The organism is Mesorhizobium shangrilense, from assembly GCF_040537815.1.
In the GTDB taxonomy this organism is placed as follows: Bacteria; Pseudomonadota; Alphaproteobacteria; order Rhizobiales; family Rhizobiaceae; genus Mesorhizobium; species Mesorhizobium shangrilense.
Genome location: NZ_JBEWSZ010000001.1, coordinates 4,512,416 through 4,536,931, shown reverse-complemented (window position 1 = coordinate 4,536,931; position 24,516 = coordinate 4,512,416). Strand labels below are relative to the sequence as shown.

Below are 24,516 nucleotides of genomic sequence, written 5' to 3'. Positions count from 1 at the left end.
ATGCCCCTTCGCGTCATCTTCATGGGCACGCCGGAATTTGCCGTGCCGACGTTGCGCGCGATCGCTGAAGCCGGGCATCTGATACCAGCCGTCTATACGCAGCCGCCCCGCGCCGCCGGCCGCCGCGGGCTGGAATTGACGGCGTCGCCGGTCCAGCGCGAGGCGGAGCGGCTGGGCATCGAGGTACGCACGCCAGTGTCGCTCAAGGGCGAGTCCGAGCAGGCCGCGTTCCGCGCCGTCGAGGCCGATGTCGCAATCGTCGTGGCCTATGGCTTGCTTTTGCCCAAACCCGTTCTCGATGCGCCGAGACTCGGTTGCCTGAACGGCCATGCCTCACTCTTGCCGCGCTGGCGTGGTGCAGCTCCCATCCACCGCGCGATCATGGCCGGCGACAGCGAAACCGGCATGATGGTGATGCGGATGGAGGAAGGTCTGGACACGGGTCCGGTGGCAATGGTTGAAAAACTGGTCATTGGACCCGATATAACAGCCGGCGATCTGCATGATCGGCTGATGGATGTTGGCGCTGCGCTGATTGTGGAAGCGCTGGCGCGGCTGGAAAGGAACGCCCTGACATTTACCACGCAGGCAATGTCGGGGGTGACCTATGCCAGAAAGATCGATAAATCCGAGACGCGCGTGGACTGGACACGGCCTGCCGCCGAAGTCCACAATCATATTCGCGGCCTGTCGCCCTTTCCCGGCGCCTGGTCGGAGACTGAAATTGGCGGCCGTATGGAGCGGCTGAAACTGCTTCGCTCGACGCTTTCGCAAGGCGCCGGCGAGTCGGGAGGAATTCTCGATGACCGGCTGACGGTCGCCTGCGGGGCAGGCGCGATCAGACTGGTCGAAGTTCAACGGGCGGGCGGAAAGCCCGCCGCCGCGCAGGAGTTTCTGCGCGGGGCCAAGATCGAAAAAGGAATGAAGTTCTCATGAGCATGATGTCAATACGCGCGGCGACGCCGCGGGACCGCGAGGCTATTCGCCTCGTCGAGGAACACGCTTTCGGCCAGCAGGCGGAGGCCGGACTGGTCGACGCGCTGGTCACCGGCGGCGATGCTGTTGTTGAGCTGGTGGCGGAAGAAGATGGACAGGTCGTCGGACATATCCTGTTTTCGCGGCTTTACGTGCGCAATGGCGGCAAGAGTTTCCCGGCTGTGGCGCTAGCGCCCCTGGCGGTGGAGCCGTCGTTCCATGGCAGCGGCATCGGTGGTGCGCTGATCCGCGAAGCGCATATCCGCTTGAAGGATGCCGGCGAGACACTGGCCGTGGTGCTGGGCGATCCCACCTATTACGGCCGTTTCGGCTATAGCCACGCTCGCGCCGAACACTTCGAAAGCGAGTACCAGGGCGAGGCGCTGCAGGCGTTGGCATGGGGCGAAGCGCCCGAAGCCGGCAAGCTGGTCTACGCCTCTGCCTTCACCGCGCTCGCTGCCTAGGCGAGCGCTCATCGCCTATGCCGCGTTTTCGCCTCGACATCGAATATGACGGCAGCCTCTATGCCGGCTGGCAGCACCAGGCGGATCAGCCTTCGGTGCAGCAGGCGATCGAGCGGGCGGTCGAAAAATTCTGCGGCGAGCAAGTAAGATTGCGCGCCGCCGGCCGCACCGATGCCGGCGTCCACGCGACCGCCCAGGTCGCGCATGTCGATCTCGTCAAGGCGTGGCCCAATGACAAGGTACGCGACGCCATCAACGCGCATCTGCAGATTTCCGGCGACCGCATCGCCATTCTCAGGGCCGCCGCGGTACCAGACGGTTTCGATGCGCGCTTCTCGGCGACCGGCCGCCATTATCTCTACCGCATCGTCAACCGCCGCGCGCCTGCCGCGCTCGACAAGGGCAAGGTGTGGTGGGTGCCGAAGCGGCTCGATGCCGCTGCCATGCACGAGGCGGCAAAACAGCTGCTGGGGCGGCACGACTTCACCACCTTTCGCTCGACCCAGTGCCAGGCCAACAGCCCGGTCCGCACGCTGGAGCGGCTTGAGGTGAATCGCATAGGTGACGTGATCGAGATCCGCGCCTCGGCGCGGTCATTCCTGCACAATCAGGTGCGATCGATGGTCGGCTCGCTGAAACGCGTCGGCGAAGGTGGCTGGACCGCCGCCAAACTCAGGGCTGCCCTCGACGCCCATGACCGCGCCGCCTGCGGCCAGGTGGCGCCGCCGGACGGGCTCTTTCTGGTGGGTGTCGATTATCCCGATACGGAGAGCGTCCACCCGGATTGAACGCTGCTCGCGCGGGCAGTTTCTTGTCAGGCGCTCGTATAGTCGGGCACGTCGATGCCGAGCAAAAACTGCAGGCCGAACAGCACCAGAAGCGAGGCTATGAACATGCCGACGAAAACGGCGGTTCCGACAGCCGCACCCTTGCCGATGGCCGCATTGGTCATGCGCCAGGTCAGCACCATCGACAGGGCGAACAGAAACAGTGAAACAAGGCCGGAAAACGCGTTGGAAGGCGGCAGGAAAAGCCTGATCAGCGCCGACGGCAGCATCAACCAGGCGGTAATGGCCGAGGCCCAGTTGCTGGCCACGACATAGTGGACGAAACGCCCACCCACCCCCAGACGCGGCGCGACCAGCGCCAAGCCGACGAGGGGCAGAACCCAGGAGCCGATGTCGACCGTCGCCAGGCGGATCAGCATGCTGAAACGTCCGGCGAAAGCATCGGGATCGCCGATCTCGTTGGCAACGCCGACCCAGCCGACGATCAGTGCCGGCGCGGCAACGACGATGGCGAAGAAGGAATTCCAGAAGCCGTCCGCCGACAGATCAAGCAGGCGCAACCCATCGGTTTTGCCCAGCATCAGCCGCCAGGCGCCGTTGAGCGAAGCATGTGTCTCGTCCGCCGAAAGCATGCTGTCCTATCCGAACCAGTCTTCGATGAAGCGCAGGTAGATTTGTGTCAGCGTCTCGAGATCCGCAACTGCGACACGTTCGTCGACCATGTGCATCGTCTTGCCGACCAGCCCGAATTCGACGACAGGGCAATGGTCCTTGATGAAGCGTGCGTCGGAAGTACCGCCTGATGTCGAGAGCGCCGGTTGCCTGCCGACCACCGCCTTGACCGAACCGCTGAGCGTCTCGATCAGCTTCTCGTCGCGGGTGAGGAAGACATGGCTCGGCCTGTCGCGCCAGATGATGTCGTAGTCGACTGGCGTCTTCTTGCCCGTCCGGTATTTCTTGCGCTTGGCCGCCTGGTCGAGGCGGTTGTGGATTTCGGCCTGGATGGTCTCGGCCGTCCAGCTGTCGTTGAAGCGGATGTTGAAGGTCGCGGTTGCCTTGGCCGGGATCACATTGGTGGCGGGATTGCCGACATCGAATGTAGTCACCTCCAGGTTGGTCGGCTGGAAATCCTTGGTTCCCTTGTCGAAGACCGGGTGCAGCAGGGCGTCGACCAGCGTCATCAGCCCGCGCACCGGATTGTCGGCAAGATGCGGATAGGCGACGTGCCCCTGGCGTCCATTGACGGTGATGCTGCCGGACAGGGAACCGCGCCGGCCGATCTTGATCATGTCGCCAAGCGCGTCCGGGTTGGTGGGCTCGCCGACGATCGCGGCATCCCACGTCTCGCCCTTGGCAACGGCCCAGTCCAGGAGCTTGACCGTTCCGTTGATCGCCGGCCCTTCCTCGTCGCCGGTGATCAAGAGCGACATCGAGCCTTTCGGGCCGCCCTTCTGCTCGACATGACGCGCCACCGCGGCGATGAAGCAGGCGATGCCGCCCTTCATGTCGACGGCGCCACGGCCATACATCTCGCCCTTGGCAATCTCGGCGGCGAAAGGCGGGTGCGTCCATGCCGCTTCGTCGCCCACCGGCACCACGTCGGTGTGCCCGGCAAACATCAGGTGCGGGCCGTTGCCCGAGCGCCGCGCGTAGAGGTTCTCGATGTCCGGCGTGCCGTCCTCGGAAAACACCGGGCGCTCGACCGAGAAGCCGAGCGGCTTCAGCATTGTTTCCAGCGCCGTCAGCGCGCCGCCTTCGGCGGGCGTCACGGAAGCGCAACGAATGAGGGCGGCGAGGTTTTCGGCGGGATCGGTCGGCAGAGTCATGGCAAAAGCGATAGTCGAAAGCGCGGGGCCTGTCACGGCCAGACATGAGGGCCAGTGATGGCGCCGACAATATGGTTTTCATGTCGTATAGTCGCGGGATCGGGCGGAATCACGTGATGATCAGCGCAAGGAGCACGATCGCCATTGCCGGTGCCGGCAGCATCGGCTGCTATGTCGGCGGCTGCCTGGCGTTGGCCGGGCGGCAGGTGATTCTGCTGGCGCGCCCGCGCATCCAGGCAGCGCTGCGCGAAGGCGGATTGCACATCACCGACCTTGACGGCCTTGACCGATTGCTGGGGCCGGGAGAGCTTTCGGCCACCGCCGATGCGGCGGTTGCGTTGGCCAGGGCGGACGTGATCCTGGTGACGGTCAAGAGCGGCGCGACCAGGGAGATGGCCGGAATCATCGCGGCTCATGCTCGCCCGGAAGCGATCGTGGTCACTTTCCAGAACGGCGTCGACAATGCCGAGACGCTGCGGGCCGTGCTTGGCCAGCGGCGTGTGTTGGCTGGCATGGTGCCGTTCAACGTGGTGCAGTCGCCGGAGGGTGATGTGCCGCTTCGCGTGCACCGCGCCAGCGACGGCAAGGCGCTGGTCGAGGATGGCGCGCCCGGCCTTGTCGAACTCCTCGATGTCGATGGGTTCGGGGTCGAGCTTCACGCCGACATGAAGGCGGTGCAGTGGGGCAAACTGTTGATGAACCTCAACAACGCGCTGGTGGCGCTTTCCGGCCTGCCGCTGGCGAGCGAACTCGCCGACCGGCGCTGGCGGTCGATCCTGGCTGGCCAGATCGACGAGGCGCTTGCGGCGATGAAAGCCTGCCACATCGTGCCCGCTGGGATCACCGGCCTGCGTCCCGCGCTGTTGCCGAAAGTGCTGCGGCTGCCGGACTGGCTGTTCAAGCTGCTGGCGCGTCGGATGCTGGCCATCGATCCGCGGGCACGCTCGTCGATGTGGGACGATCTCCAGCGCGGCCGGGCAACAGAGGTTGACGAGCTGCAGGGCGCGATCCTGCGGCTGGCGCAGACGGCTGGCACGCCCGCGCCCTTGATCGCGCGGGTTGCGGCGTTGGTGCGCGAGGCGGAAGCGCGCAATCATGGCCCGCCCTGCTTGATGCCGGAGGAAGTTAGCGCAACGGCGCGTTGATCAGCGTGATCTTCTGCCAGATTTTTCGCGACAGGTTGGAGCTCAGGTTCTCGATGTCGTTGACGCCGTCGATGACAACGTCGTCATTGACCGACTGGGCGAAGAGCGCGGCGATCTTGCCGGTGATCGACAGCATCTCGGAACAATAGTCGAGATAGCGCGCCAGGTCGGCGGCGTTGGTGATGCGGGCGGGCGAACTCGCGGTCGGCTTGAAGTTGGCCGAAAGCGTTGCCGGGTCCTTGGTCAGCTGGTGCATGTCGATGACGTGGATCAGCGAGCGCAGCCCGTGCAGCTCGCGGAAGACCCGCTTGCGCTTGATGCGTTCCTCGGTGCGGATCAGGGCGAGGAAGCCGAGCACCGCCAGGATGATGGTGTTGAGCGAGGCCTCGATGCCTTGCACCGACTGGACCGCGTCGTCGGCTCCCGAGATACGGTCGAGCGGCAGGATGGTGCCGACGAACAGGAACATCAGGACACCGGCGAGGAAGGCCGCGCTGATGACGCCGCGCAGCCACCAGATCGGCGCTTCCAGCGCTTGCGCGGCCTTGGCCAGATCGCGCGACAGCGACACCAGCTCGGCCGCGACGCCACGCAGGCCGGCTTCCGGAAAACGATCGGCGATCCGCCCTTCCAGCCGCTCCGCCGTCTCGATGATCAGTTTCGGATCAAGCGTGCGGTAGCGCATGGCGGATGTCCGGTCGCTTCCCTATGATTCGGCTGGCGCGTTGGTGCGTCTGCCGTAGCGGTTGGGGCCTGGCTGCCCCGGAAACAGGCAAAGCACCAGGAAGGCGATGATCGAAACGACGGGCACGAACAGGATCAGCGACGCGATGCCTGGCTTATCGAGGTCATGCAGTCGCTTCACCGCCAGCACGATGTTGGACCAGAGCGAGGCGATGAAGGCGATGAAGAAGATGAACGACCACATATTGCTCTCGGGGGAGCCTTCCGGCACCAGCGTGAAGCGATAAAGCGGAAAGGCCTGTATTATGGCGACGAGCAACCCGCCGAGAAAATAGGCCGCGCGGCTGACGCGGCCCGATGTCTTGAAGAAAAGCCAGGTAAGGTCTGATTTGTCAGGCAAGCGGGTCCGATCCATATTGATTGGCACCCTTTGTGCCTGGGATGTCGAGACATATCGGAATGCATCTCATTCCATGCCACCCCTTTGATCGACATCCTGGCGCGACCCTTGGCCGCGCTGGCTGAAGGTGCGCTCGCCCTTGGGAAAGATCAATCGCGCAGCAATTCGTTGATCGAGGTCTTGGAACGGGTCTTGGCATCGACGCGCTTGACGATGACGGCGCAGTAGAGACCTGGGCCTGGTTCACCATTGGGGAACGGCTTGCCTGGCATCGAGCCGGCGACGACGACCGAATTGGGGGGCACCTCGCCGTAGAAGACTTCGCCAGTGGCGCGGTCGACGATCTTGGTCGACTGGCCGATGAAGACGCCCATGCCGAGCACCGAGCCTTCGCGCACGATGCAGCCTTCGACCACTTCCGAGCGCGCGCCGATGAAGCAATTGTCCTCGATGATGGTCGGGCCTGCCTGCATCGGCTCCAGCACGCCGCCGATGCCGACGCCACCCGACAGATGCACATTCTTGCCGATCTGGGCGCAGGAGCCGACCGAAGCCCATGTGTCGACCATGGTGCCGGTATCGACATAGGCGCCGACATTGACGAAGGACGGCATCAGCACGGCGCCCGGCGCGACATAGGCCGAGCGGCGCACGATCGACGACGGCACGGCGCGGAAGCCCGCCTTCTCGAAATCGACAGCACCCCAGCCGTCGAACTTCGACGGCACCTTGTCCCACCACACAGCCTCGCCCGGGCCACCCTTGATGATCTCCATCGGGTTGAGCCGGAAGGACAGCAGAACGGCCTTCTTCAGCCACTGATTGACATGCCACTTGCCGTCGGCCTGACGCTCGGCGACGCGGGCAGCGCCGCGATCGAGCAGGTCCAGCGCCGACTGGATGGCGTCACGCGTCTCGCCGCGCGTCGCCGTCGAAATCGTGTCACGCTCCTCGAAGGCCTTTTCGATGGTCTTTTCGAGGCTCGCCAGATCGGGCTTCGACATGAATTCGCTCCATTACCAAGCTGTTAAGGGGCAACGCCTTAACCTGTTTTCAAAGTCGCGCGGACCCTATGTGAAGCCATGGTGAGGGTCAATCGCGGGTGCGTCATGGGACGGCGCAAGTGAAAGAATTGGACGGGTAAAAGCATATGACACCTATGGAAAAGGCGGGATGGACGCCGCTGCCGCATTCGGACGAGGATCTGGAGCGGTCAAAGAGCGTGCCGGACACGCCGCAGACACGCGCCGAAACGTACCGGCTGGCATGGAACGATCCTGATTTCATGACGCGGCGCGAATTGCGCGCGGTGCGGCTGCAGCTTGAGCTGCTGAAACCGGAAATGATCCTGGCCGAGCGCGGCATCCGCTCGACGGTGATCCTGTTTGGCGGCGCGCGCCTGCCTGAGCCCGGCGGCGAGGCCTGGGCGGCCAAGAACGAGACGCAGAAGAAGAATCTCGAGGAAAACAGCAAATATTACGAAGAGGCGCGCAAATTCGCGCGGTTGTGCTCGCAGCAATCAGCCGGTTCCTATTACCGCGAATATGTCGTGGTGACCGGCGGCGGCCCAGGCGTCATGGAGGCGGGAAACCGCGGTGCCGACGATGTCGGCGCACCATCGATCGGCCTCAACATCGTGCTGCCGCACGAACAGGCGCCGAACATCTACGTGACGCCGGAGCTCTGTTTCAACTTCCACTATTTCGCCATCCGCAAGATGCATTTCGTCATGCGTGCCAAGGCGGTGGCGGTGTTTCCGGGTGGCTTCGGCACGATGGATGAGTTCTTCGAGACGCTGACCCTGATCCAGACCGGGCGCATGGAGCGCGTGCCGGTGATCCTGTTCGGCAAGTCGTTCTGGAAACGGGCGATCGACCTCGATTTCCTCGCCGAGCAGGGCACGATCAGCCCCGGCGACCAGGATATCATCGATTTCGTCGACACCGCCGACGAGGCCTGGGGCATCATCAGCCGATTCTATAAATTAGGGGAGTAGGCAGTAGGCAATAGGCAGTAGGCAGCAGCGGAAATTGTCTGCTAGGCGGAGACGGCAAGCGCCTTATTCTTCTACTGCCTACTGCCTACTGCCTACTGCCTACTGCCTACTGCCTATTCCCTTCCAACTATCGTCGTGAGGAAAGTGGCGAGATCGTCGGTGACGAAATCCACATCGTCTTCCTCGGCGGCGTCGCGCTCCCAGATTTCCGAGAAGGTCGGCTCGAAATTGCGGGGCACGATCAGCACCGTGGTCATGCCCAATGACTTCGGCACGGACAGGTTGCGGGCGAGATCCTCGAACATCACCGCATTGTGACCGGTCACGGCGTGGAGCGCGGCGAACTTCTCGTAGGTCTGGCGCGCCGGCTTGGGGTTGAGCCCGGCGGCGACGATGTCGAAGATGTCATCGAAATGATCGAGGATGCCGAGCTGGCGCGCGGTGCGTTCGGCGTGCCGCCTGTCACCGTTGGTGAAAATGAACTTGCGGCCCGGAAGCTGCCGGATGGCGGTGCCCAGAACCGGATCCGGCACCAGCCAGGAATAATCGATGTCATGGACTTTTTCGAGAAAATCGTCGGGATCGATGCCGTGGCGGGTCATCAGCCCGTTCAGCGTCGTGCCGTACTCGCGATAAAGCTCTTTCTGCAACTTGCGCGCATCGTCGCGCGGCAGGGACAAAAGCTCCCCGACATAGGCGGTCATCTTCACGTCGATCTGCGAAAACAGATTCGAATGGTGCGGATAAAGCGTGTTGTCGAGGTCGAATACCCAATCGGTGACATGGGCGAAACGGGCGGGATCAGGGAGCGTGGTCATATGATCCTTATGGCATGAATTGGCGGTTCCGCCAGAGGCTTTATCCACAACTTGCACGCGCTGGGAGTGGCAAAATCGCTCTCACGATTCAAATTTTAGCCATCCCGGAAAGGCTGCCTTCAGGCCTTGCTGGCACTTAGGCAGTCCAGTGGGAGCAAGCGATGAATCGCATATTTCTGAAGTCCGCCGCCATTGCTTTCGCTTCCGTCGCGGCTTCGCTTTTGTTGACGCTGATCGTCGTCCCCGCCATGGGTTTCTCCGTCAACCGCACGATCTGGTTGACCTCCACGGTGTGCCCGCTCGTCCTTGCCTGGATCGCCGGCGCCTACACGTTCTGGCAGAGCGACAAGCTGAAGTCAGCGCATCGCGATCTCGCCCGCACACACGCCCAGCTTGCGGCCACGCATCGCCGCCTGGCGGAGAAGGCGAGCCGCGACGACATGACCGGCATGCTAAACCGTGAGAGCTTCTTTGCGGCGCTCGACGGCTCCCGGCGCAAATCCGATCGCGGCGCGCTGCTGATCATCGACGCCGACCACTTCAAGGCCATCAACGACAGCTACGGGCACCTGACCGGCGATGAAGCGCTGCTGCTGATCGCCAGCGCCATCGAACGCGGCGTGCGCAGCGGCGATGTGCTGGGCAGGATCGGCGGCGAGGAATTCGGCGCGTTCCTGATTGGCGCCACCGAACAGGAAGCCAAGCGCGTCGCCGAGCGCATCCGCCGCGAGGTCGAGCTGATCCGCTTCCGGCCGGTCGACGAACGAACGGTTCCGCTCACGGTCAGCATCGGCGGCACGGTTTGCGGCGAAGACAGCAATGTCTCGGAACTGATGCGTGCCGCCGACCGACGCCTCTACCAGGCCAAGCATCGGGGCCGCAACCAGACGATCCTCGACAAGGATATTTCCGAGGCCGCCTGAGTTTCGGATGGCCGCCAGGGCGCAAGCGCACCATTGAGGAGTTCGAGGTTTGCGATGCCAACCGCCATTAAGAAAGCCCTAACCCTGTTCGCATTCGGCCGTGCCGTTTATCCGGTTTGAAGCGGGTTCATGGCTAGGCTTGGCACGAAATTGGCTTCTGCCTCGGCGCGTGTGCCGTTCGGGGAACGCCATGCGTGGATCGAAGCCCCATCGAGAGACGTGTCATGAGTTTCTTCAAGAAAATATCGCGCCGCGGGGTCGTGCAGGCGCTTGTCGCACTGCCCGCCTTGTCCCTGTTTCGCAAGCTTCCCGATACCGCCCCCGATGAGATCGTCGAGGTCAATGGCTGGATCCTGAAGCGGAGCGACCTCGCATGATCTTCGGCAGCTACGAGGCGTTTCGCGCGGCTAATTTCAAACCCAGGGTCTGCATCCTGGGTTCAGGCCCGGCCGGCACCACAATTGCCAGGAAGCTCGGCGCCGCCGGCGTCCCGGTCGTGGTGCTGGAGGCCGGCTCACGCGAATTCAGCGATGAATCGCAGGATTTCTACCGCGGCACCACGGTCGGCGATCCCTATTTCGATCTCGACATCACCCGGCTGCGTTTCATGGGTGGCAGTTCCAACCATTGGGCCGGCTGGTGCCGCGTGCTCGACAAGCAGGACTTCGAGCCGAAGGCCTGGGCGCCTGATACAGGCTGGCCGATCAGCCGTGCCGACATCGAGCCCTTCCTGCCGGAGGTGCACGACATTCTTGAACTGCCTGACTTCCGGCCAGACGTGCCGATCTCCGATGACATTCGCTGGGTGCAATTGATCAAGAGCCCGGCGGTGCGGTTCGGCGAGAAGTTCGCCGACGAACTGGACAAGAGCAGCAACATTGCCGTCGTCCTCAACACCTATGCCACCGAGCTTGCTGGCGACGGCAAGCGAGTGACCGGCGCCAGGCTGTGGTCGAACGGACAGGACGCCGGCTCCTTCACTGCCGATTATTTCATTGTCTGTACCGGTGGGCTGGAGAATTCACGCCTGCTCCTGTGGTCGAACCAGCGTTCGAACGGCGGCGTGGTGCCGAACGCAACAGCACTCGGTCGCTATTGGATGGAGCATCCGACCTTCGAGGGCGGCAATGCCATTCTGGCTGACTACGGCGAATTCGACGTCGATGCCGTCAACGAGGCGTTTTTCTCGCCGACGCTTTCCGCGATGGAACGGCTCCAGATCATGAATTTCGGCATCAGGCTGATCGAGACGCCTTATGCCGGGGTCAAGCATGTCATCGCCGACCTCGCCTGCACGGCCCCGGACATGGCCGAATGGGTGGCCAACAAGCTCAGCCAGAACCTGCGCTGCGCGGCCCAGCTCTATGTCGCCTGGGAGCAGGCGCCGCTGGCCTCCAACCAGATCGAATTGTCAAAGACCGATGTCGATCATGCCGGCGTGCCGCGCATCGAATTGCATTGGAAGAAGTCGGCGCTGGAACGCCGCACCATCCTGGAAGGCCTGAGGCTGTTCGGCGCCACGCTTATCGACAAGAATCTCGGCCGCGTCCGCCTCATCGACTGGCTTGCCAATGGCGAGGACTATCCGACGAACGAGGAAACCGCTGGACACCATCACATGGGCGGCACGCGCATGGGCACGGACGTGACCAGGAGCGTCGTCGACAGCAACTGCAAGGTCCATGGCATGGACAATCTCTATGTCGGCGGCTCATCGGTGTTCTGCACGTCTGGTCAGGCCAACCCGACGACGACGATCACCGCCCTGGCCTGCCGGCTGGGCGAGCATCTCAGCAAGATCCTCGCTGTCTGATCGGATGCATGTCGCCCAAAACTGCCCGGCGGTTTGGGGCGAGGCCATGCACGGAACCGATGATCTCAGAAGGCCGGCCTTCCGAGTGAATTGAGGTCGGCGCGATAACGCGTTGTCGCCCGCGTCGTGCGCGAACCCTGCCGGATGAAGAACGCCGGCGCCGATGATGGCAACCGGCAATGCTTCGCCATTGCTATAGGCCGTAGATGGCGATGCGCACCAGGACAGCGGCGGCGGCCAATGCCACCAGCAAAATGCCGAGCCCAATAGGGGATCCCCAGCCATACCATTCCATGGCCAGTTTGGCGTATTTGAACTCTTCCTCCTGCGAGAGGGGTGCGCGCTGTTGAATCAAGCTCATTTTTCGCTCCTTGTTGGCGGCGGCTCTTGTCTTGTCCGAGGTGCGGCCGCATATTGCGGCGGCGGTCTAAATGTTAGACAGATTGATAGTTAGATGATAGAATTAAATTCGTCAAGCGAAAATCGCGACGAAATGGCCAGGGACATCGGCCTCGCCATCATGCAGTGGCAGGACGCGACGCAGGCCTATGACGAAGCAGTTGGGGCGAGGCTTGGGCTGAACATGGCCGAACGCCATTGCATCGGACTGCTTTACGGCGGCCCGCAATCGGCCGGTGCGATCGCCAGAGTGACTGGATTGACGCCGGCCGCGGTGACCGCACTGATCGACCGGCTGGAGGCGCGCGGCCTGTTGACGCGCACGCGCAGTCTCGAGGACAGGCGCAAGGTGGTGATAGAGGCAACCGAGGCCACGCGGGAATTGTCGGCACGCTACTATGGCGCTATCGCCAGGGAAGGTGAAAAGGTCATCGCCACGTTCAGCGACACCGAGCTTGCCACGATATCGCGCTTCGTCAACGCCGCACTCGACCTGCAACGTGACCAGTTGGCACGGCTGAAGGCCGAGGCTCCCGAAAAACCCTGAGGCAGCACCGCCTCGAACGCGGGCGTGACTTTGCCCGCCCTTGCGCATTCTTGCGGAAAAGCTGCACGCTAACTGCTGAAACGAGCCAAGCGCACGTCGATATCGCTGGCCAGCATGCGCGGACCCATTGGAGGTCCGCCATGAAAATCGTCCTGATCAATCCACCGCACACCGCCATAGGCAGCCGCGTTCCCGACGATCATCTGCCGCCGCTTGGCCTCCTGGCGCTTGGCGGGCCGCTGATCGATGCCGGTCATGAGGTCCGGCTGGTCGATGCCGAGTTCGGGCCGATGGGCTTGCCCGTTGTCGTCGAGAAGGCCTTGAGCGATCATCCCGATTTTGTCCTGATCGGCCATTCCGGCTCGACCTCGGCGCATCCGACTGCCTTGCTTCTGGCTGGGATGATCAAGGAACGCGAACCGGCCACCATCATCATCTATGGCGGCGTGTTCCCGACCTATCACTGGCGCGACATCCTGGCTGAGACGGACGTCTTCGATTTCATCGTGCGCGGCGAGGGCGAGGCGACAGTGGTCGCGCTGGTCGAAGCGCTGGAAATGCACCAGCCGCCGGCGAGCGTGGCCGGCATCGCCTTTCGCGACGATTTGCGCCGGCCCTTCGCCACCCAGCCGGCAAGCACGATCAGCGATCTCGACGCCTACCGCGTCGGCTGGGAATTGATCGACCACAGACGCTACAGCTACTGGGGCGGCAAGCGCGCCGTGGTCATGCAGTTTTCGCGCGGCTGCCCGCATCTGTGCAATTATTGCGGCCAGCGTGGTTTCTGGACCCGGTGGCGGCATCGCGATCCAAAAAAGTTCGCGCAGGAGATCGCCTGGCTGCATCACGAGCATGGCGTCGAACTGGTCAACCTCGCCGACGAGAACCCAACGGTGTCTAAGAAGGCCTGGCGCGCCTTTCTCGATGCGATGATCGCCGAGAGCGTGCCTGTGCTGATCGTCGGCTCGACCCGCGCCGACGACATCGTGCGCGATGCCGACATCCTGCATCTCTATCGCAAGGCGGGCGTCATCCGCTGGCTGCTCGGCATGGAAAACACCGACGAGCACACGCTTCAATTGATCCGCAAGGGCGGCAGCACCTCGTCGGACCGCGAAGCGATCCGGCTCTTGCGTCTCAATGGCATCCTGTCGATGGCGACCTGGGTGGCCGGTTTCGAGGATGAGGGCTTTCGCGATCTTTGGCGCGGCTTTCGCCAGCTCATTGCTTACGATCCCGACCAGATCCAGGCGCTCTATGTGACGCCGCATCGCTGGACGCCGTTCTTCCGGATCGCTCGGGATCGCAAGGTGATCCAGCAGGATGTCCGCCTGTGGGATTACAAGCACCAGGTGCTGAAGATGACCCGGCTGAAGCCGTGGATGCTGTTCTTCAGCGTCAAGCTGATCGAGCTCGCCGTGCAGTCGCGGCCGAGAGCCCTGGCGCGCATCCTGTTGCACAAGGACCCCGAGCAGCGCCATTCGATGCGCTGGTACACGCAAATGGGCCGCCGTGTCTGGTTCCGCGAAGTCTGGGGGTTCCTGGCCCGCGACCGCCGGGTGGAAGACGGACCGACGCTTGCCGAATTCTGGGGCGCGCCGCAGGACGCGGAAGAGGAATCGATGGTGGTTGCGCGGCGGGTCCCAAAACCCGCCGATGCCGCCGTCAGGATTTCACGCAGCGCCTGAGATGACCTTCCCGCTCAGGGCACGATCAGCGTACCGGCGCCGTGTTCGGTGAACAGTTCCAGCAGCACCGCGTGCGGCGTCTTGCCGTTGAGGATGACGACGCCCTCGACGCCGCGCTCGATCGCCTCGATGCAGGTCTCGACCTTCGGGATCATGCCGCCCGACACCGTGCCGTCCTTGATCAGGGCCCTGGCCTCAGTGACGGTCAGCTCATCGATCAGCTTCTTGTTCTTGTCGAGCACGCCAGGCACGTCGGTCAGGAACAGCAGGCGCGTTGCCTTGCAGGCGCCGGCGATGGCGCCGGCGAAAGTGTCGGCATTGATGTTGTAGGTGTGGCCATCGCGGCCGGGCGCCACCGGCGCCAGCACCGGGATCATTTCGGAGCGCGCCAGAAGATCGAGCAAGGTGCGGTCGACCTCGACCGGCTCGCCGACGAAACCAAGGTCGAGCACGCGCTCGATGTTGGAGTCCGGATCGATCATGGTCTTGCGGGCCTTTTCGGCGAACACCATGTTGCCGTCCTTGCCGCACAGGCCGATCGCCCACTCACCCTCGGCGTTGATCAGCGCCACGATCTCCTTGTTGATCGAGCCGGCCAGCACCATCTCGACGATCTCGACCGTCTTCTGGTCGGTGACGCGCAGGCCGCCTTCGAATTTCGATTCGATGCCCATCTTGGCCAGCATCGCGCCGATCTGCGGGCCTCCGCCATGCACGACGATCGGGTTGACGCCGGATTGCTTGAGCAGCGCGATGTCGCGTGCAAACGCCTTGCCGAGTTCGAGGTCGCCCATGGCGTGGCCGCCATATTTCACCACGACCGTCTTGTGCTCGTAGCGCTGCATGTAGGGCAGGGCTCGTGAAAGCAGGGCGGCCTGCATTTCGGCGGTGGCGGTGATCTCCGTCATCGGCATGGTTCCCGGCTTGGTTTCATGCATGTCATTACCCAAAACCGTTGGGCGACATGCACTTGGCTTATGCATGTCGTTGTCCCAAAACCGCTAAGCACTTTTGGGCGACATGCACTTGGAAAGGACGGCGGCGTCTTAGCGGGAAACGGGGCAGGCCGCAAATGGCATTGCTGTCATATTCCATGGCCTCACGACGACGTCATCATCAGGGCACCATCAGTGGCGCTCGACGGGCCTGCCAACCTGAGATCTTCTCCATCTGCGCGGCAAGCGACAAGAGCGTTTCCTCGTCGCCCGGCCGCCCGGCGGCCTGGATGCCGAGCGGCAGGCCGGCATCGGTGACGTGGACGGGCAGTGCGATCGACGGCTGGCCGGAGACATTCTGGATCGACGGCCAGTGCGTGAACCACAGGCTCTTGTCCATCAATTGCCCGAACAAAGGCTTGATCTTCAGCAAGGGCGTGAGGTGCAGTTTATCGAGCACGTTTTCGATGAATTCGTCGGCGCCCTTCGGGTCCATGGCGCCGCAGGCGAGCGGCGGGTGGGCGATGATCGGCATCAGCACCGCATCATATTGCGTGGTCTCGGAGATCAGCCGACGAGCAGCGGAATGCAGCCGCTGGACGCCGGCATAGACCTCCCCGGCCGACAGCATTTCGCCCAGGCGGCCGAGCACGCGCGTGGCGCGCTCGACGTCGCCGGAGACCGATCGGCCGACGCGTTCGGCTTCGCCTCGCATGGCGCCTGCGACCGCGGCGGCGACCGTCCTGGCGAAATCGGCGATGAAATCACGACCGATATAGGGCAGGTCAATCTCTTCCACGCTGTGGCCGCCCTCACGCACCAGCGCCACGGCGGTGTCCAGCGCCTTCAGCGTCTCGCTGGAGATCGGCAGGCCAAGCGGTGACCCTCTGTAGACGGCGAGATTGAGCCTGCCGGGGTCGCGCGCCGCCGCTGCGGTGAAAGAGCCCTTCGGGGGTCGGGCGGCGTAGGGCGACAGCGGATCGGGCCCGTGGGTCAGGTCGAGCAGCAATGCGCAATCGCGCACCGAGCGGGTGACGGCGTGGTCGACGACCATGCCGTACCAGCTTTCGCTGACCAGTGGCGTCAGCGGCACGCGGCCGCGCGAAGTCTTCAGCCCGACCAGCCCGGTGCAGGCGGATGGAACGCGGATCGAGCCGCCGCCATCCGAGGCATGCGCCACAGGCACCACCCCGGCGGCGACAAGGGCTGCTGCCCCGCCGGACGAGCCGCCTGTCGTGTGGCCGGTGTTCCACGGGTTGCGGGTCACGCCGAACGCGGCGGATTCCGTCATCAGCCGCAGCCCGTGTTCGGGCGTGGTGCTGGTGGCGATCGGGACAAGGCCGGCGGCGAGGTAGCGTTCGGTCATCACCGAGTTGAAATCGGCCGTGAAAGCCGGAATGCGGCTGCCGCCATGCACCGGCACGCCCTTCATGACGATGCCGAGGTCCTTGATGGCAAAAGGAATGCCGGCGAGCGGCAGCTTGCGGTCGACGGTTTTCGCGCGGGCCCGGGCCGCGTCGTACAGCGGCTCCGCGATTGCATTGATTTCAGGCCGGGTGGCCTCGGCGCGTGTGATCGCTGCCTCGGTCAGCTCCGCCGGTGAAATCTCGCCCTTGTGGATCAACTCGGCGAGGCCGGTTGCATCTTGTTCCCAAAGGACACGTTCAACCGACATGCTCGTTCTCCCGCTATTCGGCACGCTAGCGGGTGGCGATTTCCTTGGCAATCGAAGCAGATAACCCATGTGGGCCGAAGCCGGGAACTTTAGGTGCACAAGGCTGTTTCCGTCGTTGCAAATACATCGCAATTGCCTAATTTGGTTCACATGACGCCGCAGGACATCACCAAGCTGATCGTCCGGACTTCAATGAAGGATCGGGCTGCGTTCGACCTGCTCTACCGGCAGACCAGCGCGAAACTTTTCGGCGTCTGCCTTCGTGTATTGAATGACCGGGGAGATGCGGAAGAAGCGCTTCAAGAGGTCTTCGTCAAGATTTGGACGAAGGCCGACCGTTTCGCTGTTTCCGATCTGAGCCCGATTTCCTGGCTGGTGGCGATCGCACGCAATCACGCGATCGATCGCATCAGGGCGCGGCGCAAGCCTGCCGCCGATATCGATGCCGCGCTCGATGTGGCCGATCCGGCGCCTGGACCGGAAGCAATGGTGGTCGCAGGCGGCGAATCCGAGCGTATCTATCACTGCCTGGATGAACTGGAAAAGGACCGGGCGGCGGCTGTCCGGGGAGCCTATCTCAAGGGCGAGAGCTATGCCGAACTGGCGGAGCGCTACAACGTGCCGCTGAACACGATGCGTACCTGGCTGCGCCGCAGCCTGCTTAAATTGAGAGAATGTCTGGAAAGATGACGCTGGAACAGGACAACGGACCGGAACATGGAGGCGACGACCTGCTTGCCGCCGAATATGTTCTTGGCGTCCTGCCGGCGAACGAACGCCAGACTGCTTCCCGCCGCATCGACACCGAAGCTGTTTTCGCGCGGATGGTGGATGGCTGGGAGGTACACCTCTCGCCGATGGGCGCTGCCTATCCGGAAATCGAGCCGCCGGCTTCGGTCAAGGTTGCTGTCGACCGCCGGCTGTTTGCGTCGCCAACAACCGCGCCGGTACAAACGCGCGCCAGCCTTTGGTCCAGCCTCGCCTTCTGGCGCGGCCTCGCCACCGCGGCGATCGCGGCATTGGCGATTTACATTGCCTTGCCCTACATCAATCCGCCGGTCGAACAGCCTCGTCTTGTCGCATCGCTGGCAGCCGAAGGCAGCGATGTCAAATATCTCGCCGTCTACGACGCCGCCCATCACGAGGTCAGTCTGTCTCACGTCTCTGGTGAGCGCGCTTCGGGCAAGGATTTCGAACTCTGGATGATCGAGGGCAAGAACGCGCCGGTCTCGATGGGTGTTATCCCCGCTGGTGCGACCACGCGTCTGACCATCTCGCCGGCCGTCCAGCAGAAGCTCGCGCAAGGCGCGGTGCTGGCGGTCAGCCTCGAGCCCGCCGGCGGTTCGCCGACCGGCCAGCCGACCGGACCCGTGGTTGCCGCGGGCGATCTGAAGAGCATCTGATCGGTCTCTTCGCGCCGGGAAAATCACAAAAGAAGACTCAAAGTCTATCTGCGGCTGTGCATGTCTATGCGTGCATGTGAGCCGGCAAATCGTTAAACGCCGAAAATCTCGTTTGTGGCGCAAATAAAATAAAAAATCCTGATATTCTGAAACTCACGCATTTGTTTTCCGTATCTCCTCGCGTCCCCAGGAATGGGAAGAGAAACCCCGAGGAGTTTGACATCATGCGTAATTTCGCCACCCTTTTGCTTGCCGGCACGATCGCCGTTTCCGCTCTCGCGACCGCGGCCTATGCCGAGAACCCGATGGTCGGCGGCGCCGCCATGTACGCCAAGAAGAACATCGTCGAGAACGCCGTCAACTCGAAGGACCACACCACGCTCGTCGCCGCCGTCAAGGCTGCCGGCCTGGTCGACACGCTTCAGGGCGCTGGTCCCTTCACCGTCTTTGCGCCAACCAATGAAGCCTTTGCAGCGCTTCCGGCCGGCACGGTCGACACGCTGCTGAAGCCGGAGAACAAGGACAAGCTGGTCAAGATCCTCACCTGCCATGTCGTCGCCGCCAAGGCGATGTCGGCCGACGTGATGAAGATGGTCAAGGATGATGGCGGCGCCCACAAGGTCAAGACCGTCGGCGGCTGCGAACTGACGCTGAAGGACACCGGCGGCAAGGTCACCGTGACCGACGAGAACGGCAACGTCGCCAATGTGACGATCGCCGATGTCGAACAGTCGAATGGCGTCATCCACGTCATCGACAAGGTTCTCCTGCCGAAGATGTAACAAACGGCTGGTTGCCGACGAAGATGTCGGTAACGGCTCCCTGTTGATTGCGCGGCTCTTGCTCCCGTGGCCACGCAATCGCTCCGCACTCCGCGCCGTCCATGCAAAACATGGGACCGGCGCGGAGTGTCGCTTTCAGGGCCTGTCACCGGCTTTTGATTTCCGTGTGACGGCAGAATTTGGCAAAGGACAACAGAAGGAATTGTGTCATGAACCGTCGCGACTTTCTTTTGAGCGGTGCCGCGACCGCCGCATTGCTGGTCAGCACCGCGGCACTTCTGCGCATGGGTGGACCGCAGGATGCCCGCGCCGCGGAAACCTTCGAGGTCACCAAGACCGACGCCGAATGGAAAGCCATCCTCTCTCCCGCCGCCTTTGACGTGCTGCGCAAGGAAGGCACCGAATATCCCGGCACCAGCCCGCTGCTCAACGAGCACCGCAAGGGCGTTTTCGCTTGCGCCGGCTGTGACCTGCCCGTCTATCCGTCCGAGACCAAGTTCGATTCCGGCACCGGCTGGCCGAGCTTCTGGCAGGAGATTCCCAATGCCATCGGCAAGACGGAAGACCGGTCGCTTGGCATGACCCGCACCGAGGTGCACTGCCGCCGTTGCGGCGGCCATCTCGGTCACGTCTTCGATGACGGCCCGGCACCGACCGGCCTGCGCCACTGCATCAACGGCGTGGCATTGACCTTCAAGCCCGCCACGGCCTGACAAAAATCCACCTGGAATAATAAAAACTCCGGGCTTTGCGGCCCGGAGTTTTTTGCGTGGTCAGGGCTTGCCGGCCTGGACTGGAGGAGCAGGCCGAAAGCCGCTGCGCACGTTTGGTGTTCTTATTTTGACGCAATTCCGGACGGAAAACCGCCGCGCACTTTTCCTGGAATTGCTTTAGTGCCCGCCGCCACCTCCGCCGACTGCCGCCGGCTTCTTGATCAGCATGGCGAACAGGCCAAGCGTCGCGAACAGCACAGTCAGCATGTAGAACACGTCCATGAAGGACAGCAGCGCCGCCTGTTGCTGGACGATGCCCGACAGCTTGGAGATCGCAGCACTTGTAGCGTCCAGGCCGTTGGTCTGCTGGAAGGTAAGCGTCATGTTCTGCAGCTTGGTCTGCGCGGCGGCACTTCCCCATTGCACATGCTCGGAGAGCCTTGCGTAGTGGAAGGCGTTTCGGTTGATCAGCACCGTGTTGATGAGGGCGAGGCCGACGGCACCGCCAAGGTTGCGGGTGAGGTTGAACAGGCCCGATGCATTCTTCAGTCGCTCTGGCGGCAATGTGCCGAGCGCGATGTTGTTGATCGGCACCATGCACAGCATCATCGAACAGCCGCGCAGGATCTGCGGTATCAGCAGTTCATAGAAGTCCCAGTCGGCGGTGAGATGCGTCATCCACCACGTGCCCGTGGCAAAGCCGAAGAAACCGACCATCATCATCACGCGCAGGTCCATCTTGCTCGACAAGAACCCGGAGATCGGCGCGGTGAAGAACATGGCCAGGCCGCTGACGAACAGCGCTTGGCCGATCATCATCGAATCGTAGCCGCGGATGCGCCCGAGGAACACCGGGTAGAGATAGGTCAGGCCGTAAAGGCCAATACCGATGACGAAGGAGAATACGGACCCGAAGGCGAAGTTGATATTGGTGAAGGCCTTCAGATCGACGATCGGTTCCTCGGCGGTGAAGGCGCGCCAGAAGAACAGCACCGCGCCGACGGTCATGACAATGGCGCAGATGAACACGGCCTGGTCTTGCAGCCAGTCATTGTTCGGTCCTTCCTCGAGCACGTACTCCATGCACCCCAGGAAGGCCGCCATGCCGGCGAGGCCCCACCAGTCGAACTTGCTGAACAGCTTGAGATTGGGCTTGTCGAAATCGATCAGCGACCAAGCGGCCGTCGTCACCAGGATGCCGGGCACGACATTGACCAGGAACAGCCAGTGCCATGAAAAGGCATGGCTGATATAGCCGCCGACGGTCGGGCCGATGGTCGGCGCCAGCGTCGCCACGAGGCCGATCATCGGCGAGACGATGGCGCGCCGCGACGGTGGAAAGATGGTGAAGGCTGCCGCGAAGACGCTGGGGATCATGCCGCCGCCGATAAAACCCTGGACGGCGCGATAAACGATCATCTGGTCGATGTTGGTCGCCGTCGCCGCCAGCGCGCTGGCCGCGGTGAAGCCCGCCGCGGCGACCGTGAACAGCACGCGGGTCGACAGCATCCGGCTAAGGAAGCCCGACAGCGGGATCATGACCACTTCGGCGATCAGGTAGGCTGTCTGCACCCACGGGATCTCGTCGGAGCTGGCACTCAGGCCAGCCTGGATCTCGGCCAGCGAGGCCGACACGATCTGGATGTCCAGGATCGCCATGAACATGCCGAACACCATCGCCAGGAAGGCGATGACGCGCCGCGTCGAGATGGTGTCCGGCACGGCCGGCATCGCCGGCGGGGGCGCCGATCCTGCTGTAAGGGTTGCCGTTGCCATTGCCTTGCTCCCGGAAGATCGCTCAGTTCGAGGCGGCAGGCGCGGTGCGGCTGTCGACGGCGACGATGACGCTCAGGCCAGCGCGCAGCTTGCCCGACTTCAGCACGTCGGCTGGCACGTCGATGCGGACCGGCACGCGCTGCACCACCTTGGTGAAATTGCCGGTGGCGTTTTCCGGCGGCAGCAGCGAGAACACCGCGCCCGAGGCTGGAGCCAGGGACGACACGGTTCCCTCGAACGACGGGCCGTCGATGGCATCGACCGAGACCCGGACCTTCTCGCCGGGTACGATCCTGGCAAGCTGGGTCTCCTTGAAGTTGCCGACGATGTAGAGCTTGTCCATCGGCACGATGACGGCGAGCTTCTGGCCGGGGCTGACGAGGTCGCCCTGTTCGACGGAGCGGTTGCCGACGACGCCGTCATACGGCGCCTTGAGAACGGTGAAGGAAAGGTCGCGCGCGGCCTTGTCCTTGCTGAGTTGCAGCGAAGCCAGCGTGCTTGCCGATTCCGCGCGCTGCGCCTGCAGCACGCCGATATTGGCTTGCGCCGTGGCGATCTGCGCGTCGGCCCCGACGAGGGCGGCATTGGCCTGGTCCAGCGCTGTCTGGGCGTCGTCCAGTTGTGCCTGCGTGCCGACATGCGTCTTGAGCAACTGCGCGGCGCGTTGCTGGGCACGGGCGGCATTGTCGGCCGCGGCCTGGTCGGCGACTTTCTGAGCCTGTGCCTGCTTGAGCGATGCGCGTGCGGCCTCGGTCTGTGCATCGATGCGGTCGAGTGTCTTGCTCAAGGTGGCGATCTGGGCCTCGGCCTGGGCAACCGCGATCTTGTAGTCGCCGTCATCGACCACCAGCAGCGGATCGCCGGCCTTGACCTGCTGGTTGTCGATCACCTTGACCTGATCGACATAGCCGGAAATCTTTGGCGAGATAAACGCCATGTCGGCCTGGACATAGGCATCATCCGTTGAAATCATGAAGCGTCCGTCGACCCAGTAGTCATAGCCGTACCAGGCGCCGCCACCAAGCAGCCCAAGCGCGATGATGGGCAGCAAGAACGAGCGCACCGAACGCTTCTTCTTGGCCGGCGCTTCGGCCGGAGGCGCGGTCACGGGCTCGATCGGGGCACTCGGCGCTTCGATCGCGGGGGCGACTTTGGCGTTTGGGAACGGACGGACCTCGGCGGTGGCTGGCGTGTTCGAAGACATTGGGATCTCTCTATAACGGACTGAACCGTTCGGTTCGAATTGGACATTGACTTAGCGCGTAAAGAGGCCCATATCAAGGGGCAATCGAACCGGTTGGTTCGAATTATTTTCGAGGTGACGTTATGGGCGAGATATTACCCAAAATCGGCGATGATCCGTGCGACCTGCTGGAAATCCTTCCTCGCGGTCGTCCGGCGGCGGGACAGGATCCCATCAAGCGCGGGCAGATCATCGACGGCGCGCGCCGTGTCTTCATCGACAAGGGCTTCGAAGCGGCGTCGATGAACGACATCACCCGCGAAGCCGGCGTTTCCAAGGGCACGATCTACGTCTACTTCGCCAACAAGGAAGAACTGTTCGAGGCGCTGATCGAGGAAGAGCGCAGCACGATCTTCAAGAACATGTATGATGTTCTCGATCAGATCGGCGATCTTCGGGCGACGCTGGTGAAGTTCGGCAAGGTGCTTTCGGCCAAGATCACCTCGGCCAAGGTCATCCAGGCGCAACGCACCGTCGTCGGCGCGGCGGACCGAATTCCGGAACTTGGCACGCGCTTCTACGAGCGCGGTCCCAAGCGCGGACACGACAAGATCGTGATCTTTCTCAACGCCGCCATCGAGCGCGGTCTGCTGAACATAGCCGATGTTGACCTGGCCGCGTATCAGTTCACCGAACTCTGTCTGGCCGGTCTTTTCCGCCAGTGCATCTTTAACTATCGCACCAAGGCGCCGAGCTCAGCCGAGATCGAGCATATCGTCAGTTCGGGTGTCGATATGTTCCTGAAGTTCTATGGCACCGAGCAGCTTGCAACGGAAGAAAGCGACCAGGTGATCGCAAAAGAGGCAAAGCTCTAGCCGCCATTGGCGGCAAGCACGATCGCAGCCTGCAACTCTTCGAGACCTTCGGCTTTTTCCGAGGACGTCGCCAGAACGAACGGGAACGCCGCGGGCCGTCGCTTGATCTTCAGAAGCGTTTCCTCGATCAGTCTCGGCACGCCCGCGGCCTTGATCTTGTCGGTCTTGGTCAGCACGATCTGGTAGGACACGGCCGCCTTGTCGAGCAACGACAGCACCTCGTCATCCTTGGCCTTGATGCCATGGCGGGCATCGATCAGCACGTAAACGCGCTTCAGCGTGACGCGGCCCTTGAGATAGTCGAAGACCAGCTTCGTCCACTCGTCGACCTTTTCCTTGGGCGCGGTCGCATAGCCGTAGCCGGGCATGTCGACGAGCGCCAGGGGTGGCAGATCCGCGCCTTCGCCCGAAAACCCATCCGGCACGAAATAATTGAGCTCCTGCGTCCGCCCCGGCGTGTTGGAGGTGCGCGCCAGTCCCTTCTGATTGACCAGCGCGTTGATCAGCGACGACTTGCCGACGTTCGAGCGGCCGGCGAAGGCGATTTCGGGCGGCCCTTCCGGCGGCAGGAATTTCATCGCCGGCACGCCGCGGATGAAGACCCACGCCTTGGTGAACAGTTCGGTGCTGATCGTGGTCCCGTTCAAAGTGTTCAAACCGTTGCCTCCAGAAGAGAGATGTTGGCGCCACGAATGGCATCGAGGTTAC

The 24,516-nt window shown here is 63.0% G+C and carries 27 protein-coding genes; 15 read left to right on the top strand and 12 right to left on the bottom strand.

The window, feature by feature from the left end:
• Genes fmt through truA form a run of 3 tightly spaced genes read left to right on the top strand, consistent with a single transcriptional unit; the run spans nt 1 to nt 2,227 of the window.
• Entirely contained in the window at nt 1–936 is a 936-nt protein-coding gene (gene fmt / locus ABVQ20_RS21915) for a methionyl-tRNA formyltransferase (RefSeq protein WP_354461555.1), read from the top strand.
• Nucleotides 933–1,439 (top strand): GNAT family N-acetyltransferase, encoded by a 507-nt coding sequence (locus ABVQ20_RS21910; RefSeq protein WP_354461554.1) that lies wholly within the window; start codon nt 933–935, stop codon nt 1,437–1,439. The genes fmt and ABVQ20_RS21910 overlap by 4 nt, the downstream gene beginning before the upstream one ends.
• Nucleotides 1,440–1,456: 17 nt before the next feature.
• Nucleotides 1,457–2,227 carry a tRNA pseudouridine(38-40) synthase TruA gene (gene truA, locus ABVQ20_RS21905; protein ID WP_354461553.1) on the top strand — a complete coding sequence of 257 codons (771 nt, stop codon included), beginning with the start codon at nt 1,457–1,459 and terminating at the stop codon, nt 2,225–2,227.
• A 26-nt stretch (nt 2,228–2,253) separates the two neighbouring features.
• Here the strand turns inward: truA and ABVQ20_RS21900 are convergent, their stop codons facing one another.
• Together ABVQ20_RS21900 and dapE are read right to left on the bottom strand one after the other, a co-directional pair.
• Nucleotides 2,254–2,859 carry a transporter gene (locus tag ABVQ20_RS21900; RefSeq protein ID WP_354461552.1) on the bottom strand — a complete coding sequence of 202 codons (606 nt, stop codon included), beginning with the start codon at nt 2,857–2,859 and terminating at the stop codon, nt 2,254–2,256.
• Between the two features lie 6 nt (nt 2,860–2,865).
• Nucleotides 2,866–4,053 (bottom strand): succinyl-diaminopimelate desuccinylase, encoded by a 1,188-nt coding sequence (dapE, locus tag ABVQ20_RS21895; protein ID WP_354461551.1) that lies wholly within the window; start codon nt 4,051–4,053, stop codon nt 2,866–2,868.
• A 116-nt stretch (nt 4,054–4,169) separates the two neighbouring features.
• Here dapE and ABVQ20_RS21890 point away from each other — a divergent pair, with 116 nt between their 5' ends.
• Nucleotides 4,170–5,198 (top strand): 2-dehydropantoate 2-reductase, encoded by a 1,029-nt coding sequence (locus ABVQ20_RS21890; protein ID WP_354461550.1) that lies wholly within the window; start codon nt 4,170–4,172, stop codon nt 5,196–5,198.
• Here the strand turns inward: ABVQ20_RS21890 and ABVQ20_RS21885 are convergent.
• From ABVQ20_RS21885 to dapD, 3 genes are all read right to left on the bottom strand, one after another.
• Nucleotides 5,179–5,883, bottom strand: coding sequence for a hypothetical protein (locus ABVQ20_RS21885; protein WP_354461549.1), 705 nt, complete (start codon nt 5,881–5,883; stop codon nt 5,179–5,181). The genes ABVQ20_RS21890 and ABVQ20_RS21885 overlap by 20 nt on opposite strands.
• Before the next feature lie 21 nt (nt 5,884–5,904).
• Complete coding sequence (locus tag ABVQ20_RS21880) at nt 5,905–6,282, bottom strand: DUF805 domain-containing protein (protein WP_354461548.1); 378 nt, start codon at nt 6,280–6,282, stop codon at nt 5,905–5,907.
• Nucleotides 6,283–6,431: 149 nt separating this feature from the next.
• Nucleotides 6,432–7,286, bottom strand: a complete 855-nt coding sequence (dapD, locus tag ABVQ20_RS21875; RefSeq protein WP_354461547.1) for a 2,3,4,5-tetrahydropyridine-2,6-dicarboxylate N-succinyltransferase — start codon at nt 7,284–7,286, stop codon at nt 6,432–6,434.
• A gap of 146 nt (nt 7,287–7,432) precedes the next feature.
• Here dapD and ABVQ20_RS21870 point away from each other — a divergent pair, with 146 nt between their 5' ends.
• On the top strand, nt 7,433–8,278 hold the full coding sequence (locus tag ABVQ20_RS21870) for an LOG family protein (RefSeq protein ID WP_354461546.1): 846 nt from the start codon (nt 7,433–7,435) through the stop codon (nt 8,276–8,278).
• 113 nt (nt 8,279–8,391) lie between these two features.
• On the opposite strand, the gene ABVQ20_RS21865 is transcribed toward ABVQ20_RS21870, so the two are convergent.
• Entirely contained in the window at nt 8,392–9,096 is a 705-nt protein-coding gene (locus tag ABVQ20_RS21865) for a pyrimidine 5'-nucleotidase (RefSeq protein ID WP_354461545.1), read from the bottom strand.
• A 161-nt stretch (nt 9,097–9,257) separates the two neighbouring features.
• Between ABVQ20_RS21865 and ABVQ20_RS21860 the strand changes: the two genes are divergently transcribed.
• From ABVQ20_RS21860 to ABVQ20_RS21850, 3 genes are all read left to right on the top strand, one after another.
• A complete protein-coding gene (locus tag ABVQ20_RS21860; protein WP_354461544.1) occupies nt 9,258–10,019 on the top strand; it encodes a GGDEF domain-containing protein in 762 nt (253 codons plus the stop codon).
• Between the two features lie 224 nt (nt 10,020–10,243).
• Entirely contained in the window at nt 10,244–10,396 is a 153-nt protein-coding gene (locus tag ABVQ20_RS21855; protein WP_354461543.1) for a hypothetical protein, read from the top strand.
• Nucleotides 10,393–11,832, top strand: coding sequence for a GMC oxidoreductase (locus ABVQ20_RS21850; RefSeq protein ID WP_354461542.1), 1,440 nt, complete (start codon nt 10,393–10,395; stop codon nt 11,830–11,832). Before ABVQ20_RS21855 ends, ABVQ20_RS21850 begins: the two co-directional genes overlap by 4 nt.
• 193 nt (nt 11,833–12,025) lie before the next feature.
• Here the strand turns inward: ABVQ20_RS21850 and ABVQ20_RS21845 are convergent, their stop codons facing one another.
• A complete protein-coding gene (locus ABVQ20_RS21845) occupies nt 12,026–12,193 on the bottom strand; it encodes a hypothetical protein (protein ID WP_354461541.1) in 168 nt (55 codons plus the stop codon).
• 93 nt (nt 12,194–12,286) lie between these two features.
• Between ABVQ20_RS21845 and ABVQ20_RS21840 the strand changes: the two genes are divergently transcribed.
• A complete protein-coding gene (locus ABVQ20_RS21840; RefSeq protein ID WP_354461540.1) occupies nt 12,287–12,778 on the top strand; it encodes a MarR family winged helix-turn-helix transcriptional regulator in 492 nt (163 codons plus the stop codon).
• Between the two features lie 140 nt (nt 12,779–12,918).
• Entirely contained in the window at nt 12,919–14,466 is a 1,548-nt protein-coding gene (gene bchE, locus ABVQ20_RS21835) for a magnesium-protoporphyrin IX monomethyl ester anaerobic oxidative cyclase (protein WP_354461539.1), read from the top strand.
• A gap of 14 nt (nt 14,467–14,480) precedes the next feature.
• Here bchE and argB read toward each other — a convergent pair whose 3' ends face one another.
• Nucleotides 14,481–15,374: an acetylglutamate kinase gene (gene argB, locus ABVQ20_RS21830; RefSeq protein ID WP_354462248.1), complete on the bottom strand. Its 894-nt coding sequence runs from the start codon at nt 15,372–15,374 to the stop codon at nt 14,481–14,483.
• A gap of 208 nt (nt 15,375–15,582) precedes the next feature.
• A complete protein-coding gene (locus tag ABVQ20_RS21825; protein WP_354461538.1) occupies nt 15,583–17,076 on the bottom strand; it encodes an amidase in 1,494 nt (497 codons plus the stop codon).
• A 150-nt stretch (nt 17,077–17,226) separates the two neighbouring features.
• Between ABVQ20_RS21825 and ABVQ20_RS21820 the strand changes: the two genes are divergently transcribed.
• The 4 genes from ABVQ20_RS21820 to msrB all read left to right on the top strand — a co-directional run bounded on the left by ABVQ20_RS21820 (nt 17,227) and on the right by msrB (nt 19,974).
• Complete coding sequence (locus ABVQ20_RS21820) at nt 17,227–17,766, top strand: sigma-70 family RNA polymerase sigma factor (RefSeq protein ID WP_354462247.1); 540 nt, start codon at nt 17,227–17,229, stop codon at nt 17,764–17,766.
• Nucleotides 17,763–18,479, top strand: a complete 717-nt coding sequence (locus ABVQ20_RS21815) for an anti-sigma factor (RefSeq protein ID WP_354462246.1) — start codon at nt 17,763–17,765, stop codon at nt 18,477–18,479. Before ABVQ20_RS21820 ends, ABVQ20_RS21815 begins: the two co-directional genes overlap by 4 nt.
• A 224-nt stretch (nt 18,480–18,703) precedes the next feature.
• The gene (locus ABVQ20_RS21810) at nt 18,704–19,261 is read left to right on the top strand and encodes a fasciclin domain-containing protein (RefSeq protein ID WP_354461537.1); all 558 of its coding nucleotides are present in this window, start codon (nt 18,704–18,706) and stop codon (nt 19,259–19,261) included.
• A 209-nt stretch (nt 19,262–19,470) separates the two neighbouring features.
• Entirely contained in the window at nt 19,471–19,974 is a 504-nt protein-coding gene (msrB, locus tag ABVQ20_RS21805) for a peptide-methionine (R)-S-oxide reductase MsrB (protein WP_354461536.1), read from the top strand.
• Nucleotides 19,975–20,151: 177 nt separating this feature from the next.
• Here msrB and ABVQ20_RS21800 read toward each other — a convergent pair whose 3' ends face one another.
• Together ABVQ20_RS21800 and ABVQ20_RS21795 are read right to left on the bottom strand one after the other, a co-directional pair.
• Entirely contained in the window at nt 20,152–21,705 is a 1,554-nt protein-coding gene (locus tag ABVQ20_RS21800) for a DHA2 family efflux MFS transporter permease subunit (RefSeq protein ID WP_354462245.1), read from the bottom strand.
• 67 nt (nt 21,706–21,772) lie between these two features.
• On the bottom strand, nt 21,773–22,954 hold the full coding sequence (locus ABVQ20_RS21795) for an HlyD family secretion protein (protein WP_354461535.1): 1,182 nt from the start codon (nt 22,952–22,954) through the stop codon (nt 21,773–21,775).
• A gap of 122 nt (nt 22,955–23,076) precedes the next feature.
• Here ABVQ20_RS21795 and ABVQ20_RS21790 point away from each other — a divergent pair, with 122 nt between their 5' ends.
• Complete coding sequence (locus ABVQ20_RS21790; RefSeq protein ID WP_354461534.1) at nt 23,077–23,808, top strand: TetR/AcrR family transcriptional regulator; 732 nt, start codon at nt 23,077–23,079, stop codon at nt 23,806–23,808.
• Here ABVQ20_RS21790 and yihA read toward each other — a convergent pair.
• On the bottom strand, nt 23,805–24,464 hold the full coding sequence (gene yihA / locus ABVQ20_RS21785) for a ribosome biogenesis GTP-binding protein YihA/YsxC (RefSeq protein ID WP_354461533.1): 660 nt from the start codon (nt 24,462–24,464) through the stop codon (nt 23,805–23,807). The genes ABVQ20_RS21790 and yihA overlap by 4 nt on opposite strands.
• Between the last annotated feature and the right edge of the window lie 52 nt (nt 24,465–24,516).

Excerpts from the sequence above, each read along its gene's own strand:
- bchE (WP_354461539.1), top strand. The coding sequence starts at position 12,919 with ATGAAAATCGTCCTGATCAATCCACCGCACACCGCCATAGGCAGCCGC.
- ABVQ20_RS21850 (WP_354461542.1), top strand. The coding sequence starts at position 10,393 with ATGATCTTCGGCAGCTACGAGGCGTTTCGCGCGGCTAATTTCAAACCC.
- ABVQ20_RS21885 (WP_354461549.1), bottom strand. The coding sequence starts at position 5,883 with ATGCGCTACCGCACGCTTGATCCGAAACTGATCATCGAGACGGCGGAG.
- ABVQ20_RS21800 (WP_354462245.1), bottom strand. The coding sequence starts at position 21,705 with ATGCCGGCCGTGCCGGACACCATCTCGACGCGGCGCGTCATCGCCTTC.
- ABVQ20_RS21790 (WP_354461534.1), top strand. The coding sequence starts at position 23,077 with ATGGGCGAGATATTACCCAAAATCGGCGATGATCCGTGCGACCTGCTG.
- ABVQ20_RS21845 (WP_354461541.1), bottom strand. The coding sequence starts at position 12,193 with ATGAGCTTGATTCAACAGCGCGCACCCCTCTCGCAGGAGGAAGAGTTC.
- ABVQ20_RS21820 (WP_354462247.1), top strand. The coding sequence starts at position 17,227 with ATGACGCCGCAGGACATCACCAAGCTGATCGTCCGGACTTCAATGAAG.
- ABVQ20_RS21865 (WP_354461545.1), bottom strand. The coding sequence starts at position 9,096 with ATGACCACGCTCCCTGATCCCGCCCGTTTCGCCCATGTCACCGATTGG.
- ABVQ20_RS21810 (WP_354461537.1), top strand. The coding sequence starts at position 18,704 with ATGCGTAATTTCGCCACCCTTTTGCTTGCCGGCACGATCGCCGTTTCC.
- ABVQ20_RS21890 (WP_354461550.1), top strand. The coding sequence starts at position 4,170 with ATGATCAGCGCAAGGAGCACGATCGCCATTGCCGGTGCCGGCAGCATC.
- ABVQ20_RS21860 (WP_354461544.1), top strand. The coding sequence starts at position 9,258 with ATGAATCGCATATTTCTGAAGTCCGCCGCCATTGCTTTCGCTTCCGTC.
- fmt (WP_354461555.1), top strand. The coding sequence starts at position 1 with ATGCCCCTTCGCGTCATCTTCATGGGCACGCCGGAATTTGCCGTGCCG.
- ABVQ20_RS21870 (WP_354461546.1), top strand. The coding sequence starts at position 7,433 with ATGACACCTATGGAAAAGGCGGGATGGACGCCGCTGCCGCATTCGGAC.
- ABVQ20_RS21815 (WP_354462246.1), top strand. The coding sequence starts at position 17,763 with ATGACGCTGGAACAGGACAACGGACCGGAACATGGAGGCGACGACCTG.
- ABVQ20_RS21855 (WP_354461543.1), top strand. The coding sequence starts at position 10,244 with ATGAGTTTCTTCAAGAAAATATCGCGCCGCGGGGTCGTGCAGGCGCTT.
- ABVQ20_RS21910 (WP_354461554.1), top strand. The coding sequence starts at position 933 with ATGAGCATGATGTCAATACGCGCGGCGACGCCGCGGGACCGCGAGGCT.
- dapD (WP_354461547.1), bottom strand. The coding sequence starts at position 7,286 with ATGTCGAAGCCCGATCTGGCGAGCCTCGAAAAGACCATCGAAAAGGCC.
- ABVQ20_RS21900 (WP_354461552.1), bottom strand. The coding sequence starts at position 2,859 with ATGCTTTCGGCGGACGAGACACATGCTTCGCTCAACGGCGCCTGGCGG.
- ABVQ20_RS21840 (WP_354461540.1), top strand. The coding sequence starts at position 12,287 with ATGATAGAATTAAATTCGTCAAGCGAAAATCGCGACGAAATGGCCAGG.
- dapE (WP_354461551.1), bottom strand. The coding sequence starts at position 4,053 with ATGACTCTGCCGACCGATCCCGCCGAAAACCTCGCCGCCCTCATTCGT.
- ABVQ20_RS21825 (WP_354461538.1), bottom strand. The coding sequence starts at position 17,076 with ATGTCGGTTGAACGTGTCCTTTGGGAACAAGATGCAACCGGCCTCGCC.
- ABVQ20_RS21795 (WP_354461535.1), bottom strand. The coding sequence starts at position 22,954 with ATGTCTTCGAACACGCCAGCCACCGCCGAGGTCCGTCCGTTCCCAAAC.
- msrB (WP_354461536.1), top strand. The coding sequence starts at position 19,471 with ATGAACCGTCGCGACTTTCTTTTGAGCGGTGCCGCGACCGCCGCATTG.
- truA (WP_354461553.1), top strand. The coding sequence starts at position 1,457 with ATGCCGCGTTTTCGCCTCGACATCGAATATGACGGCAGCCTCTATGCC.
- argB (WP_354462248.1), bottom strand. The coding sequence starts at position 15,374 with ATGACGGAGATCACCGCCACCGCCGAAATGCAGGCCGCCCTGCTTTCA.